General features: G+C 39.9%; 12 protein-coding genes. 5 read left to right on the top strand and 7 right to left on the bottom strand.

All coding sequences use genetic code 11. From position 1 onward, the window contains the following. Positions 1–318: 318 nt before the first annotated feature. From rpoD to rpsU, 3 genes are all read right to left on the bottom strand, one after another. Positions 319–2187 carry an RNA polymerase sigma factor RpoD gene (gene rpoD / locus O1Q79_RS00615; protein ID WP_386692460.1) on the bottom strand — a complete coding sequence of 623 codons (1869 nt, stop codon included), beginning with the start codon at positions 2185–2187 and terminating at the stop codon, positions 319–321. A 79-nt stretch (positions 2188–2266) separates the two neighbouring features. Beyond that, positions 2267–4024, bottom strand: a complete 1758-nt coding sequence (gene dnaG, locus O1Q79_RS00610; RefSeq protein WP_386692459.1) for a DNA primase — start codon at positions 4022–4024, stop codon at positions 2267–2269. A 101-nt stretch (positions 4025–4125) separates the two neighbouring features. Further along, complete coding sequence (gene rpsU, locus O1Q79_RS00605) at positions 4126–4341, bottom strand: 30S ribosomal protein S21 (RefSeq protein ID WP_386692458.1); 216 nt, start codon at positions 4339–4341, stop codon at positions 4126–4128. Positions 4342–4545: 204 nt separating this feature from the next. Between rpsU and tsaD the strand changes: the two genes are divergently transcribed. Both tsaD and O1Q79_RS00595 read left to right on the top strand, forming a co-directional pair. Then, positions 4546–5580, top strand: coding sequence for a tRNA (adenosine(37)-N6)-threonylcarbamoyltransferase complex transferase subunit TsaD (gene tsaD / locus O1Q79_RS00600; protein ID WP_386692456.1), 1035 nt, complete (start codon positions 4546–4548; stop codon positions 5578–5580). Positions 5581–5606: 26 nt separating this feature from the next. Next, complete coding sequence (locus tag O1Q79_RS00595; RefSeq protein WP_386692455.1) at positions 5607–6182, top strand: thymidine kinase; 576 nt, start codon at positions 5607–5609, stop codon at positions 6180–6182. A gap of 76 nt (positions 6183–6258) precedes the next feature. Here O1Q79_RS00595 and O1Q79_RS00590 read toward each other — a convergent pair whose 3' ends face one another. Both O1Q79_RS00590 and O1Q79_RS00585 read right to left on the bottom strand, forming a co-directional pair. Continuing rightward, positions 6259–6723, bottom strand: a complete 465-nt coding sequence (locus tag O1Q79_RS00590) for a threonine/serine exporter family protein (RefSeq protein ID WP_386692454.1) — start codon at positions 6721–6723, stop codon at positions 6259–6261. A gap of 1 nt (position 6724) precedes the next feature. Then, on the bottom strand, positions 6725–7510 hold the full coding sequence (locus O1Q79_RS00585; RefSeq protein ID WP_386692453.1) for a threonine/serine exporter ThrE family protein: 786 nt from the start codon (positions 7508–7510) through the stop codon (positions 6725–6727). Positions 7511–7665: 155 nt separating this feature from the next. Between O1Q79_RS00585 and proB the strand changes: the two genes are divergently transcribed. Next, positions 7666–8772 (top strand): glutamate 5-kinase, encoded by a 1107-nt coding sequence (proB, locus tag O1Q79_RS00580; protein WP_386692452.1) that lies wholly within the window; start codon positions 7666–7668, stop codon positions 8770–8772. Positions 8773–8826: 54 nt separating this feature from the next. Here the strand turns inward: proB and O1Q79_RS00575 are convergent, their stop codons facing one another. Beyond that, positions 8827–9918 (bottom strand): metallophosphoesterase, encoded by a 1092-nt coding sequence (locus tag O1Q79_RS00575; RefSeq protein WP_386692451.1) that lies wholly within the window; start codon positions 9916–9918, stop codon positions 8827–8829. A 72-nt stretch (positions 9919–9990) separates the two neighbouring features. After that, on the bottom strand, positions 9991–12600 hold the full coding sequence (gene acnB / locus O1Q79_RS00570; RefSeq protein ID WP_386692450.1) for a bifunctional aconitate hydratase 2/2-methylisocitrate dehydratase: 2610 nt from the start codon (positions 12598–12600) through the stop codon (positions 9991–9993). 133 nt (positions 12601–12733) lie between these two features. Here acnB and plsB point away from each other — a divergent pair, with 133 nt between their 5' ends. Both plsB and O1Q79_RS00560 read left to right on the top strand, forming a co-directional pair. Further along, positions 12734–15205 (top strand): glycerol-3-phosphate 1-O-acyltransferase PlsB, encoded by a 2472-nt coding sequence (gene plsB, locus O1Q79_RS00565; RefSeq protein ID WP_386692449.1) that lies wholly within the window; start codon positions 12734–12736, stop codon positions 15203–15205. A gap of 27 nt (positions 15206–15232) precedes the next feature. Further along, complete coding sequence (locus O1Q79_RS00560) at positions 15233–16555, top strand: MFS transporter (protein WP_386692448.1); 1323 nt, start codon at positions 15233–15235, stop codon at positions 16553–16555.

Raw genomic sequence — 16555 nt, 5'->3', positions numbered from 1 at the left:
TCCCCCAAACACTGCTTTCTTGTTCCAAATTTGCGACTAGCAAAAATACTCTTTGTCTATCTGCAAAATATTTTTGATAGCCGCACGCTAAAACGAAAACGGATACAAAAAAGCGTTGATTATTATACAACCTTTTCACATGAAGTAATAATTTTATTTCTCTTAAATCACAAAATAGACGAAAAAACCCCGCACTTACATACGGGGTTAGGCATAATATCGCTATTCCATAGCGTTAGATCCGTTATCTCATTCATATAAAAGATGCAGAGCATCGTCACCATGCTTATCCCTGTACGCTAGTGCAGGGCATATCACTTACTCATCTAAGAAACTCCGTAAAGTTTCCGAACGGCTTGGGTGGCGTAATTTGCGTAATGCTTTGGCTTCAATTTGACGAATACGTTCACGGGTAACATCAAATTGTTTACCCACTTCTTCAAGTGTATGGTCAGTGTTCATATCAATACCAAAACGCATACGTAATACTTTAGATTCTCTTGGAGTTAAACCCTCTAATACTTCATGGGTTGCGGCACGTAAACTCTGTGCTGTTGCACTATCTAATGGTAACTCAAGAGTGCTATCTTCAATAAAATCACCTAAATGTGAATCGTCATCATCACCAATAGGGGTTTCCATAGAAATCGGTTCTTTGGCAATTTTCAACACTTTACGAATTTTATCCTCTGGCATACCCATACGCTCTGCCAATTCTTCTGGTGTAGCCTCTCGACCCATTTCTTGCAACATTTGACGTGAAATACGATTTAATTTATTAATAGTCTCAATCATATGCACGGGGATACGAATAGTACGAGCTTGATCAGCAATAGAACGGGTAATCGCCTGACGAATCCACCATGTGGCATAAGTCGAAAATTTATAACCACGACGATATTCAAATTTATCCACCGCTTTCATTAAACCAATGTTACCTTCTTGAATTAAATCAAGGAATTGTAAACCACGGTTGGTGTATTTTTTGGCAATCGAGATCACTAAACGTAAGTTAGCTTCCACCATTTCTTTTTTAGCTCGGCGAGCTTTTAATTCGCCTTGAGCTACCCGATCACCAATTTCACGAATCTGTGGAATAGTCAGTCTGGTTTCTTGTTCAATTTGTTGTAATTTAGTAATCGATTCGCGAATATTATCCGCATATTCAGCTAATTTCGGTGCATAAGTTTTCTTGCTTTCTAAGATTTTGACTAACCAAGTATCTGTATTTTCTTTGCCGACAAAGACTTTGACAAAATCATCTTTTGGCATTTTAGCATAATCCACCACCCAACGTTGAATTTGGCGTTCTTCCTTACGCACTCGTTTCATCATATCTCTAATTGACATGACCAATAAATCAAATTGACGTGGTACCAAACGGAATTGTACAAAAATATCGGATAATGCTTGAATTTCATTACGCACTTTTTTATGAGTGCGTCCATGTTTCTCAATTAATCCTAAAATTTTAATATGCTGTGCTTTTAAGGCGGCAAATTTTTCTCTTGCTACTTCGGGATCAATGGCATTATCACTGTCATCAGAGGTAGATTCCGTTTCTTCTTCCTCATCTTCATCATCTAGATCCACATCTGCGACATCTGTATCCTCGTCTTCGTCTTCATCATCAACAAGCACATCAATGTTATCTATACTTTCTTCTTCCACCACATTTGGATCAACAAAACCGGTAATTAAATCTACTAAACGAACCAAACCTTCTTCGACTTTTTCATATTGTTCTAACAGATAAGTTAAAGATTCCGGATATTCCGCTACCGCATTCTGTACTTCATTAATGCCATCTTCAATACGTTTGGCAATATCAATTTCGCCTTCACGAGTAAGCAATTCTACGCTGCCCATTTCTCGCATATACATACGCACAGGATCCGTGGTACGACCTAATTCCGCTTCCACGCTTGATAATACTTGAGTTGCTTCTTCCACCACATCATCATTAATATTATCAATATTTTCATTCAAAATAAGATCATCAGCATCCGGTGCGGTTTCTAGCACTTGAATCCCCATGTCATTGATCATTTGAATAATATCTTCAATCTGATCGGCATCAACAAGTTCTTCTGGCAGATGGTCGTTGACCTCAGCAAAAGTTAAATATCCCTGTTCTTTCCCTTGGGCGATTAACAATTTTAATTGTGATTGTGGATTTTGATCCATAAATGGCTCCGCCTTTACTTTGATTGGTTTAGATAAAATAGATTGAATTTTATCACTGTTATGACTATTTCACTATTATTTATTTCGCACGTATCGTTAATAAATGTGCAAGCTCTTGTTTTTCAGCTACACCTAAACCGTCTGTGCGATCTTTGGCAATAAGTTGTTCAATTCTGCGTTCAACAATTTGTACCAACAAGAAATTGTAGGTTTCAATATAAGTTGTACTGATATGTTCTTCTTCTATTAAATGATCCCAAGTCGCTAAAATTTCAAGGGGCTTGTAGTCTTCCGTATCACGAAAATATTCAAGAATCTGCCCTAAGGTAATCCCCACATTGTTACGACAAAGTGTGGTTAATTTATCAAATAATGCTAACCCCGGTTCATTTAAACTGGCTAAGGATGATGCATCATAATCAAATTCAAGGGCGAGTTTGGGGTTTTGCAACAATAAGGCGATCAGTAATCGCATTGGTGTTCGCTTAACTTCTGGCATTTTTTTCACCGCACTTTCATGACGTAGTAATGAATTCGGTAATAACAACTCAATTTGGTTAGGATCAATAATACCTAATTTACTTGCCAACATATTACGTAAATAAATGCGTAACATATTTCCCGGAATACGTCCAATTAACGGTACCGCCAAGGCAGCTAACTTACTTTTCCCTTCCTTAGTTTCTAATTTTACGTCTTTCAATAGATGATCAAATAAAAAATCACTCAAGGATTGAGCCTGTTGTAAATAATCTTCAAATTGTAGTTTACCATATTGACGAATGTAGCTATCAGGATCTTCTCCATCGGGTAAAAACACAAATTTCAACTGACGTCCATCTTCTAAATAAGGTAAGGCATTTTCTAAAGCTCGCCATGCGGCAGAACGTCCAGCACGATCACCATCATAACAACAAACGACCTGCTCTGTAGTGCGAAAAAGTTGGTTAATTTGTTCTGGTGTAGTTGCCGTTCCCAGTGATGCCACCGCATAGTCCACCCCAAATTGAGCCAATGCCACCACATCCATATAACCTTCCACCACTAATAATTTTTCTGGACTATCATTTACTTGAAGGGCTTCAAATAACCCATACAATTCATTGCCTTTATGGTAAGTTACAGTATCAGGCGAATTAAGATATTTTGGCATGTCATCACCCATCACTCGCCCCCCAAAAGCAATCACTCGCCCACGCCGATCACGAATCGGAAACATCACGCGATGACGAAACGTATCGTACACCATTCCACGCTCGCTTCGTTTTACCATACCTAAAGAAAATAACCGTTCTTGTTCTTCCTTATTTTTACCAAATTGACGAACCACTAAATCGTAACTGTCTGGCACAAAACCAATGGAAAAACGTTGAATAATTTCTTTAGACAAACCTCGTTGTTGTAAATAGTCTTGAGCTAACTGAGATTTCGGCAGTTGTTGCTGATAAAGTTCAGCAATTTCTTGCATTAATTGATAAAGATCTTTCTTAGTTTGATAATTAACATAAGGCTTATCTGATTTACCACGAGTTTCCTCTCTTGGTACATCTAAGCCAAGTATATTGGCTAATTCTTCTACCGCTTCCACAAATTCAAGTTTGTCATATTCCATTAAAAAACTTAACGCATTACCGTGAGCCCCACAACCAAAACAATGATAAAACTGTTTGGTTTTGCTAACCGTAAAAGAGGGGGTTTTTTCGTGATGAAATGGACAGCACGCTTGATAATTATTGGTGCCAGCCTTTTTCAATTTGACCCGAGAATTAACTATATCAACAATATCTGCTTTAGCAATAATATCATTAATAAAAGAACGTGGAATCAAACCCGCCATAGTTAATCCTCATGAATTAGCAAACTAATTAAATGCACAAAACCGTGATTCCGAAAAGGTTTCACGGTTTGTTTAACTCAAGTGTTAATTAAAACTTCTAATTAATATAAACGTGTATTACGAGCGTTTTCACGAGCAACACGTTTCGCGTGACGTTTTGCACGAGAGATATTTTCACGTTTACGAATTGTTGTTGGTTTTTCGTAGAATTCACGTGCACGTACTTCTGCTAAGACTCCCGCTTTTTCGCAAGAGCGTTTGAAACGACGTAATGCAACGTCAAATGATTCGTTTTCACGAACTTTAATTACTGGCATAAGCCATCACCTCTATTAAAATTTGATAAATAAGTTTAGTTAATTTTGCAAAATTACTGAGTAACTTACTCAATAAAGGTCGCAATTTTAATCTAATTTGCCTCTAAAAGTAAAGCCTGAATTTGATCTTTTCTGTGCAAATTTGCCAAAGTGCGGTAAAATCTCCCCTAATTTTTAGAAGAATAACAAAATAAAGAGTATTTCATGAAAATTCTAGGCATTGAAACCTCCTGTGATGAAACAGGTGTTGCCATTTATGATGAACAACAAGGCTTAATCGCCAATCAACTTTATAGCCAAATCGATCTGCACGCTGATTATGGGGGGGTCGTTCCCGAGCTTGCCTCACGTGATCATATTCGCAAAACCTTACCTTTAATTCAGCAAGCTTTGCAACAAGCGAATTTAACCGCGCAAGATATTGACGGCATTGCTTATACTGCTGGACCGGGTTTAGTGGGTGCCTTATTAGTCGGAGCCACTATTGCTCGTTCGCTTGCTTATGCTTGGAATATTCCTGCTATCGGTGTGCATCACATGGAGGGACATTTACTCGCCCCCATGTTAGAACTGCCCGAAAATCGACCGCAGTTTCCTTTTGTGGCATTACTGGTTTCTGGGGGACATACCCAACTCGTCCAAGTAGAGGGTGTCGGTCGCTATCAACTATTAGGAGAAAGTATTGATGATGCGGCTGGCGAAGCCTTTGATAAAACCGCAAAATTACTCGGCTTAGATTATCCGGGTGGTGCAGCACTTTCTCGTTTAGCGAGAAAAAGCACGGCGGGACGCTTTTTGTTCCCAAAACCCATGACCGATCGCCCTGGCTTGGATTTCAGTTTTTCTGGCTTAAAAACCGCTGCTGCCAATACGATTAATCAATTAATTAAACAACAAGGCGAATTGAGCGAACAAGACAAAGCTGATATTGCCCATGCTTTTCAAACTTCAGTGGTAGATACTTTAGCAATTAAATGCAAACGAGCCTTAAAACAAACAGGCTACAATCGCTTAGTGATCGCGGGTGGTGTCAGTGCTAACCAGCAATTACGCCAAGGTTTACAGCAATTAATGCAACAACTCAAAGGGCAAGTATTCTACCCTGCTCCGCAATTTTGTACCGACAACGGAGCAATGATTGCTTACGTGGGTTTTTTACGCTTAAAAAATGGCGAACAATCGGATTTAGCGATAGAGGTAAAACCACGCTGGGCAATGACAGAATTAACTTCTATTTAAAAACTTAACCAAAAAACACCGCACTTATGGCTAAACTTTATTTTTATTACTCCACGATGAACGCAGGGAAATCCACTACCCTGTTACAATCCTCCTACAACTATGTCGAACGTCAAATGAACGTGTTGCTTTACACTGCGGCGATTGACGATCGTTTTGGAGTGGGGCGAATAACCTCCCGTATTGGCATCAGTCAGGCGGCTAAATTATTTAATAAAAACAGTAATCTATGGGAAGAAATCAAGCAACATTTAGAGCATGAAAAATTACACTGTATTTTAGTCGATGAAGCTCAATTTCTCAGCCAAGCACAGGTTCGTCAATTAAGTGATGTGGTGGATAAATTGAATATTCCCGTGTTATGTTACGGCTTACGCACGGATTTTCAGGCGAATTTATTTGAGGGTAGCCAATATTTACTAGCGTGGGCGGATCAATTAGAAGAACTGAAAACCATTTGCTATTGCGGTCGCAAAGCAAATTTTGTGTTGCGTTTAAATGAACAAGGCGAAGTGGTAAAAGACGGAAAGCAAATTGAAATTGGCGGAAATGATAAATATCTCTCCGTTTGTCGGCGACACTATAAGGAAATGATTGAGTAAGCAAAAAGTGCGGTGAAAATTCCAAAACAATTCCAACAGAAATTATCAATAAAAACACCGCACTTTTAAGTGAAAATCAAACCACTGGCGTATTTCGATAAAACATTAATCTCGGTAACGCCAAGCCAAATACTAAAGCTCCGAGCAAAAATCCTGTTTTAATAAAATCGTTAATCATGTGTTCATACAATTCTGGGGTATAACCCTGATAGTTGATTTGCACAATCGCAATCATCGCTTTATAAGCATAAATTCCCGGAATCATAGGAATAATCGCCGCCACAGTAAATACTTTAGGGTGAGCTAAATAACGTTGCGAAATATGCACCCCAGCAAAACCAATTAATGCAGAAGCCAACATTGTGGCAAGCACTAAAGATACATCAAAATGCAATAATAACGTGCGGAAACTGTGCCCCATTGCACCTAAAATAGCACAATAAATCAGTGCCTTAGGTGGCACATTAAAAATCAAGGCAAAACCTACAGCGGGAATGGCCGCAAAAAACATATCATCCAGTAATAACCAAATTAAATCCATCTTAACTTCCCCAATGTGTAATATGCAATACATTTAAAGCAAGAACAATTCCCATGCAAGCCCCGAACGTTAGTACGGTCGCCAAAGTCCATCTCGCCCATCCCATACCAATATGCCCTTTTAAAATATCTGCAATGGAATTGACTAATGGGAAACCGGGGACAAGCAATAACACACTGGACGCGAGTGCAATTTGTGGATTGTTACCCAAATTCAGTTTTAACGCCCAACCCGAAATTAAGGTGGCAACAAAAGCCGTCACCCCAAACACAATTAATGGGTTAAAATGTCGTTTAGCTAATTCCTGACGAACAAACATTGCCACTGCAGCCGCCACAAATGTAATACCAAAAATAATATGATTACCGCCGGAAAGGTGAGAAAAACAGGCACAAGACAAGCCAATCATAAACACCACTAACCAACGATTGTATTTCAACGGTTTGATTTGTTCTAATTTTTTACGTACTAAATGAATATCATAAATATGATGTTCGGCCGAAATGACAATACGTTGTACTGCTGTGACCACTTGCATATTAATACCTTTATCACTATTTTGTCTGGTGGTAGTAATGCAGTGATCATTTTGTACTGTGGTTAAAATAATCGCATTTGGGGTCAACGCACATTCCACGGTCGCGGCTCCCAATGCTTTACCTAAACGCACTGCACTTTGAGCAACCACCGTACTTTCTGCCCCGTGCTGCAATAATAATTGCGCAACCAGAACACAAAGCCTAGTAATTTCACGCTGTTGATCTTCTTGTTGTTTATCTTCTTCCATACTTTGATCCTAATTTATATTTCTAGTGCCATATTATAAGCTTTTTTACAACACTTTGATTTGTCTTAAATCAACAAAAGTGCGGTTAGAAATTTAATGATTTTTTTAAATTTTAAGGTAAACTTAAGCACATTTTTAATCTTGAGAATCTTATTATGACACAAAAAACGATTGTCGTTAAATTCGGCACAAGCACCCTAACACAGGGTTCGCCAAAATTAAATCGTCCACACATGATCGAAATTGTACGCCAATTCGCCCAACTTCATCAAGCAGGTTTTCGGCTGGTTATTGTTACCTCTGGTGCCATTGCGGCTGGGCGTGATTATTTAAACCACCCTGTATTACCCCCGACAATCGCTTCAAAGCAATTATTGGCGGCAGTTGGACAAAGCCAGTTAATTCAAACGTGGCAACAACTGTTTGCTATTTATGATATTCATGTTGGACAGATTTTATTAAGCCGTGCGGATATTGAAGACCGTGAGCGTTTTCTCAATGCAAGAGATACTTTGCATGCTCTGTTAGATAATCAAATTATTCCGATAATTAATGAAAATGATGCGGTAGCTACCGCTGAAATAAAAGTGGGCGATAATGATAATTTATCGGCATTAGTGGCTATTTTAGTGCAAGCCGATCAACTTTATTTATTGACTGATCAGCAAGGTTTATTTGATAGCGATCCACGTAAAAACCCTGACGCAAAATTAATTCCAGTTGTGGCACAAATTAACGATCATATTCGTGCTATTGCAGGTGGCAGTGGTACAAATTTGGGGACTGGCGGCATGTCAACTAAAATTACCGCCGCAGACGTAGCAACGCGTTCAGGTATTGAAACCATTATCGTATCAGGCAATCGTGAAAATGTGATTGTGGATTTAGCCTATGAGCAAGCTATCGGTACTAAATTCACAATCCCAGCCGAACACCTAGAAAGCCGTAAACAATGGCTATTTGCTGCTCCATCTGCTGGCAGCATTATTATTGATGACGGAGCAGAAAGTGCGGTGTTAATTCAACAAAAATCTTTACTACCTGCTGGCATTGTCGCCATTGAAGGACGTTTTTCCCGTGGTGAAGTGGTCAAAATTCGCACTCAAGGTGGTAAAGACATTGCCTTAGGTATGCCACGCTATAACAGTGATGCATTAAAACTTATTCAAGGTAAGAAATCGCAACAGATTGAACAAATTCTTGGTTATGAATATGGAGCAGTAGCGGTGCATCGTGATGATATGGTAGTGTTGAAAAAATAATAATATTAAAAAATCAGCTAGGTGTGTTTGTACACACCTACCGTTGCTGTTGAATTACGGTTTCCCTTTCATATCAATAATCACCACTTCCGATTGCGTTCCTAATCGCATTGGGATACCCCAGAAGCCATAGCCTGAGGTGACAATGAAATGACCGTTGCCAATTTTTTCATAACCATAGGCAAGGCGGTAAGTTAATTTGGTGATCAAATTAGCAGGGAAAATTTGTCCATTGTGGGTGTGACCGGCTACCAATAAATCCACTGGTAATTGCGAAATTTGTTCAATTTCCGATGGGCGATGATCTAATACAAAAATCGGTAAACGAGTATCCACTGACTGAAGTAACTGTGCGGTACTCGGGCGATCTTTGACCAAATCATCATTACGCCCCACAATCACAAATTCATTATTAATGGTTTCTGTTTGATCCCACAATACGTTTATGCCAGCTTGTTTAATCTGTTCCGCAATCCGTTGTTGATCGCCAAAGAAATCGTGGTTGCCTAAGGTCGCATAAACGCCTAAAGGTGCTTGTAATTTAGCTAAACTCGGTTGCATTTGTTGGCTTAAATAGGCATCTACGTTGTCGTCCATAATATCACCGGGGAGTAAAATTAAATCGACGTTTTGTTGATTAAAAATCTCCGCCAATTGATCAAGCTGTTTGGCGCCAAATAATTTGCCCAAATGAAAATCACTTGCCACACCAATACGTAAGGGCTTATTAAGTGGTTTATCCAGCGTAATTTGATAATGTACCACCTTTGGCGTATAGGCATTATAAACACTGACAATGATTAACCCTAACATCGCCATAGGATAAGCCCAAGCAAGCAAACGTGGCGTAACGAAATAATGTTTAACCAGCCACCAAATGATACCTAACGCCATACTGACAAAGGTAGAATAAAGTAACAAAACGATGATATAAGGTGTCACGCGAAATAAGCTAGGATAAACGCGAAAAATAGTTAACAAAATTATGCTGTTCGCTAAAATATAGCTTAATATCACAAAAGCATATCGCCCTTGTTGCGATAATAGCGATCCATACAGCCAACCTAAAGTGCGGTTAAAAAAATAAAGAAATAATTGTAATGCGGCAAAAATCGCGGCAAAAATAATATAATAACGGGCTTCCAATCAATGCTCTCCAATAAAAAATATAAGGTGCGCCATGAAACACACCTTGAATTAACAAATAAAATCAAAATGTTACAATGCAGTTTGAAAAATCACATTATCTGATTTTTGGGTATAACTATTAATTTGATCAAAATTCATATAGCGATAAGTATCTTCTTTATCTTGCTGTAAGTCATTGACATAAGATAAATATTCATCCGGGCTTGGTAAACGTCCTAACAAGGCAGCGACCGCTGCAAGCTCGGCAGATGCGAGATAAACATTCGCGCCTTGCCCTAAACGGTTCGGGAAGTTACGGGTTGATGTTGAAACCACTGTCGCTTTATTAGCCACACGAGCTTGGTTCCCCATACAAAGTGAACAGCCCGGAATTTCAATTCGCGCGCCACTTTTACCAAAAATACTGTAATAACCTTCGTCACTCAACAAGGATGCATCCATTTTGGTTGGCGGTGCAATCCATAATTTGGTTGGGATCATCTCTTTAAATTTCGCTAATAATTTACCTGCCGCACGGAAATGTCCGATATTGGTCATACAAGAACCGATAAACACTTCATCTATTTTATCGCCTTGAACTTCTGATAATAAACGAGCGTCATCAGGATCATTCGGCGCACAGACAATCGGCTGTTTAATTTCTGCCAAATCAATATCAATCACGGCGGCATATTCTGCATCGGGATCCGCTTGCATTAATTCTGGATTTTCGAGCCATTTTTCCATACCTCGAATACGACGTTCCAAGGTTCTGACATCGCCATAACCTTCGGCAATCATATATTTCAGCAACACAATATTTGAATTTAAATATTCAATAATCGGCGCTTTATCTAATTTAATGGTACAAGCGGCGGCTGAACGTTCGGCAGACGCATCGGAAAGTTCAAAGGCTTGTTCCACTTTTAAATGTTCCAATCCTTCAATTTCAAGAATACGACCAGAGAAAATATTTTTCTTACCGGCTTTTTCCACGGTTAACAAGCCTTGTTTAATCGCATAGTAAGGAATGGCATGCACTAAATCACGTAAGGTAATCCCCGCTTGCATCTCACCTTTAAAACGGACTAACACGGATTCTGGCATATCCAATGGCATCACGCCTGTGGCAGCAGCAAAGGCAACTAAGCCGGAACCGGCTGGAAATGAAATCCCAATTGGGAAACGCGTATGGGAGTCACCACCGGTTCCCACTGTATCCGGTAATAACATACGGTTTAACCAAGAATGGATCACACCGTCGCCCGGACGAAGTGAAACCCCACCGCGATTCATAATAAAATCCGGTAAAGTGTGATGGGTGATCACGTCAACTGGTTTTGGATAGGCCGCGGTGTGGCAGAAAGATTGCATGACTAAATCGGCGGAGAAACCAAGACAAGCTAAATCTTTGAGTTCATCTCTTGTCATCGGTCCGGTTGTATCTTGGGAACCGACCGAAGTCATTCTTGGCTCGCAATATTGACCCGGACGAATACCGTCCACACCACAGGCACGACCGACCATTTTTTGCGCCAGCGTAAAACCATGGTGATTTTCCACCGCACTTTGTGGTTTTTGGAACACATCACTTTCTGGCAAGCCTAATTCCACACGAGCTTTATGCGTTAAACCACGCCCAATAATGAGTGGAATCCGTCCACCCGCACGCACTTCATCCAGTAATACATTGGTTTTTAATTGAAATTCAGCTAATACTTGATCGCTATTATGGCGGCAAATTTTGCCAGCATAAGGGTAAATATCAATCACATCACCCATATTGAGTTGGCTAACATCCACTTCAATAGGCAATGATCCTGCATCTTCCATGGTGTTAAAGAAAATAGGTGCAATTTTGCCACCCAGTACTACTCCACCAGCACGTTTATTTGGTATATAAGGAATATCTTCCCCCATAAACCAAAGTACCGAATTAGTCGCTGATTTCCGCGAAGAACCGGTCCCCACCACGTCTCCCACATAAGCCAATGGAAAACCTTGTTGTTTTAAACGTTCAATTTGTTTAATCGGACCAATATTGCCAGCGTCATCAGGCTCAATGCCATCACGTTCATTTTTTAACATCGCCAACGCATGCAATGGAATATCCGGACGTGACCAAGCATCTTGTGCAGGGGAAAGATCGTCTGTATTGGTTTCGCCCGTCACCTTAAATACGGTAACGGTGAGTTTTTCCGCCAATTTTGGACGAGATAAAAACCATTCGGCATCCGCCCAAGATTGTAAGACTTGTTGAGCGTAACTATTGCCTTGTTTGGCACGCTCAGCAACATCATGAAAATTATCAAACATTAGTAGAGTAGAAGAAAGGGCGTTTGCAGCAATGGGAGCGAGAGTAGGGTTATCAAGTGCGGCTAACAGGGGTTCAATATTATAACCTCCTTGCATAGTACCTAGCAATTTGACCGCATGTTCGGTAGAAATGAGTGGAGAACTTGCTTCTCCTTTCGCAATAGCTGCCAAAAAACTGGCTTTCACATAAGCGGATTCGTCCACCCCAGCCGGAATGCGTGTCTCAAAAAGTTCGAGTAAATCAACCGCACTTTTTTCCGCAGGGGGATTTTTGAGTAATTCGATTAATTGTGCCGTCTGTTCTGCATCTAACGGTTTTGGAACAACACCTTGAGCAGCACGTTCATCTACATGATTTTGGTAATTTTGTAGAAAACTAGACATAGGAACTCCTTATTTTTGTTGCAATACTGTTACATATTAATACTGTTCTATCTTATCCACAATAAGTTTTTTGAAACGAATGATTAAGCTATGATACACTAACAAAAATTTGATAAGAATAAAGGATTTCTCAATGTCAATACTCATCAATTTATACCGTAAAATTTTAAGTATTCCATTATCATTTTTAGTAAAAAACAATTCCATTCCACATCATCCAATAGAAGAATTGGCACTTGATATTAACCAACCCTTTGTGTATGTGCTTCCCTATACATCACAAACGGATTTGCTCATCTTTCAACGTAACTGTTTGAATGTCGGCTTACCTGATCCGTTGCAAGCCAATCAAATTAATGGTGAATCAGTACCACGCTATGTATTTCTAGATGAAGGACACAGCTTTTTTAAATCAAAAGGTGCCAAAAAAGAAACTGAAAAAGTATTTTATAAGTACTTAGAATTACACCGCACTTTGCCAGATTTAAATGTTCAACTCGTTCCCAGTTCAGTATTATGGGGACGCTCACCCGGTCAAGAAGATAAAAACGGCTTGCCCAAATTACGTTTGCTTAATAGCGTGCAAAAAATTTTTGCTGTCATTTGGTTTGGACGAGATACTTTTGTACGTTTCTCACAAGCAGTTTCGCTACGTTATATGGTGAATGAACACGGTGCAGACGAAAAAATTGCGCAAAAACTGGCTCGAGTTGCTAAAATACACTTTGCGAAACAGCGTATTTCAGCGGCGGGTCCACGTTTACCAAATCGTCAAGCAATGTTTAAAAAACTGTTGCAGTCACCAACAATTTTGCAAGCTATTGACGATGAAGCAAAAGCGAAAAATATTAGCCATGAAAAAGCTACCCAAGAAGCACAAAAGATTCTGGATGAAATTGCGGCGAATGTTAGCTATGAAAGTTTGCGTGTTGCCGATCGTTTTTTACGTTGGTTATGGAATAAGCTGTACCAAGGCATTGATGTACAAAACGCCGATCGGGTACGCAGACTTGCTTTAGAAGGACATGAAATCGTCTATATTCCTTGCCATCGTAGCCATATTGACTATCTGTTACTCTCTTATGTGCTTTACCATCAAGGCTTAGTCACCCCTCATATTGCGGCGGGGATCAATCTCAATTTCTGGCCAGTGGGTGGGCTATTCCGTCGTGGCGGTGCCTTTTTTATTCGTCGCACGTTCAAAGGCAATCGCCTTTACTCGACCCTATTCCGTGAATATTTAGCGGAATTATTTCACCGTGGTTATGCGGTTGAATTCTTTATTGAAGGCGGGCGTTCTCGTACCGGTCGTTTGCTGGCACCGAAAACCGGCATGGTATCCATGACCTTACAAGCCTTACAACAAGGACAAACGCGCCCGATTTCCTTGGTGCCAGTCTATGTGGGCTATGAACACGTACTTGAAGTAGATACTTATGCCAAAGAATTACGTGGTGCCGCCAAAGAGAAAGAAAACGCCGGCTTAGTGTTACGGGTAATTAAAAAATTACGTAATCTTGGTAAAGGTTATGTAAATTTTGGCGAACCGATTTCGCTCAATAATTACTTAACACAACATTATCCAGAATGGAAACAAACCCTGCAAGAAGAACGCCCAAGTTGGTTTAACCAAGCAGTAGATCAAGTGGCTAATCAAGTCATGATAAATATTAATAATGCCGCAGCGGTAAATGCGATGAACTTGACTGGCACCGCCTTATTATCATCACGGCAACGTGCTTTATCGCGTGAACAGTTACTCGAACAATTGGAGAGTTATCAACAATTATTACAAAATACCCCCTATTCACAGGATGTCATTATTCCAACCGATACACCGGAAGAGATGTTAAACCATGTATTAAGCTTAGATCGAGTGGGCGTGTTAAGTGAAAAAGATAATTTTGGTGAAATTATCCGCTTAGAACGCAATTCGGCAGTGTTAATGACCTATTATCGCAATAATATTCAACACTTATTTGTCTTGCCGTCTTTAGTTGCTAGCATTGTGTTACATTATGAAGCCACCCAAAAAGACTTGGTGATCGATGCGGTGAATAAAATTTATCCGTTCTTGCGTGCAGAGTTATTTTTGCATTTCAGTGATAACGAATTACAGCCACGGATTGAAAGTATTATTGTCGAACTGGCTCGCCAAGAGTTAATTAAATGTAATGATAGTTTACTCAGCATTAATCGCTCGAAAGTACGCAGTTTACAACTTTGGTCTGCCGGTATGCGTGAGATTCTACAACGTTATCAAATTGCAGTGAGTTTATTATGTAACGATCCGACCATGTCACGGGCGAGTTTAGAAAAAGAAAGTCAATCTGTAGCACAGCGTTTATCGGTGTTACATGGCATCAATGCCCCTGAATTTTTTGATAAAGCGGTGTTCTCTGGCTTTATTAATAGCCTGAAAAATAACGGCTATTTTGATGGCAGTGGTAATGTAAATTTAACCAAACTACAACAATTATCGGATATTTTCACTCGTTTAATCTCTACCGAAATTAATTTGACTATCCAAAGTGCGGTGGAAAAATCCGAAGAATCTCATGTAGAAGAAACGAATCAGGAAGATAAAACCGAAGATAACATTTAATATTTTTTTACAACCTAAGGAACCTTTATGAATTTAAGAGAAAAAATCGACCACAGTCCGATGTCTGGCTATCAGTGGGCGATTGTCGCAATGGCTGCCATTATGAACCTATTAGATGGTTTTGATGTATTAGCTCTTGCTTTTACCGCCTCATCCATCAAAACTGAATTCGCTCTAACGGGTGTACAACTTGGCTATCTGTTAAGTGCCGGGCTTATCGGGATGACTGCGGGTTCATTATTTCTAGCCCCCCTTGCCGATAAAATTGGGCGTCGTCCCCTCTTGCTGATTGCCATTGCATTATCTGCTTTAGGGATGTTTGGTTCAGCCTTTATTGAACATCACGAAACTTTATTTGGCTGGCGTTTACTTACCGGTCTTGGGGTTGGGGGCATTCTGGTGGGAACCAACGTCCTGACCAGTGAATATTCGTCCCGTAAATGGCGTAGCTTTGCGATTAGTGTTTATGCTGCCGGTTTTGGAATAGGCGCCGTGTTAGGTGGTTTCTTTGCGGTCGGATTACAAGATGTTTATGGCTGGCGTGCAGTCTATCTAGCCGGCGCGGGCTTAACAGGTTTATGCTTTATTATTTTATTAGCTTGGTTACCGGAATCCATTGATTTTCTGTTAAACAAACAGCCATTCAATGCACAAAAACGGCTCAATAAAATTACCAAAAAAATGGGACTAGGCAAAGCGTGGACATTACCTGAAAAAATAAGCCATGATCAGGGTTTAAGTGCGGTCAAAAAATTACCGATTTCGCCATTATTTAGCACACAATACTTGCGTTCTACCTTGCTTATTTGGACAGCGTTCTTCGCTATCATGTTCAGTTTCTATTTTGTCAGTTCGTGGACGCCAGCCTTATTAAAAGATGCCGGCATGAGTGAAAATACCAGTATTGTGGTCGGCATGATGATTTCTATCGGAGGCACCATTGGATCTTTATGTTATGGTTTACTCGCTAGTCGTTGGTCTGCGCGTCATGTGTTGATGTTATTCACCGTGCTATCTTCTTGTGCAATTATCATCTTTATTTTTTCGTCTTCTATCCTATGGTTAGCTATGGTATTCGGTGTATTAGTTGGGGCATTGATGAATGGTTGTATTAGCGGATTATACACCTTAAATCCAAATATCTATGCCGCGGATATTCGCAGCACTGGGGTGGGTTGGTCCATCGGTATAGGACGTATCGGATCTATCTTGGCACCAACTATTGCCGGTTCGCTATTAGATTTCGGCTGGCAAAAACAAAGTTTATATATTGCAGTTGGCTTTGTATTATTGATTGCAGTGATTGCCTTATATTTCTTAAAACAACCAACCAAAATTCAAACTGTCTAA

Source organism: Lonepinella sp. MS14434 (assembly GCF_042468235.1).
Taxonomy (GTDB): Bacteria; Pseudomonadota; Gammaproteobacteria; order Enterobacterales; family Pasteurellaceae; genus Lonepinella.
The sequence above is the reverse complement of the archived record's forward strand: the minus strand, read 5'-3'. Positions and strand labels throughout refer to the sequence as shown.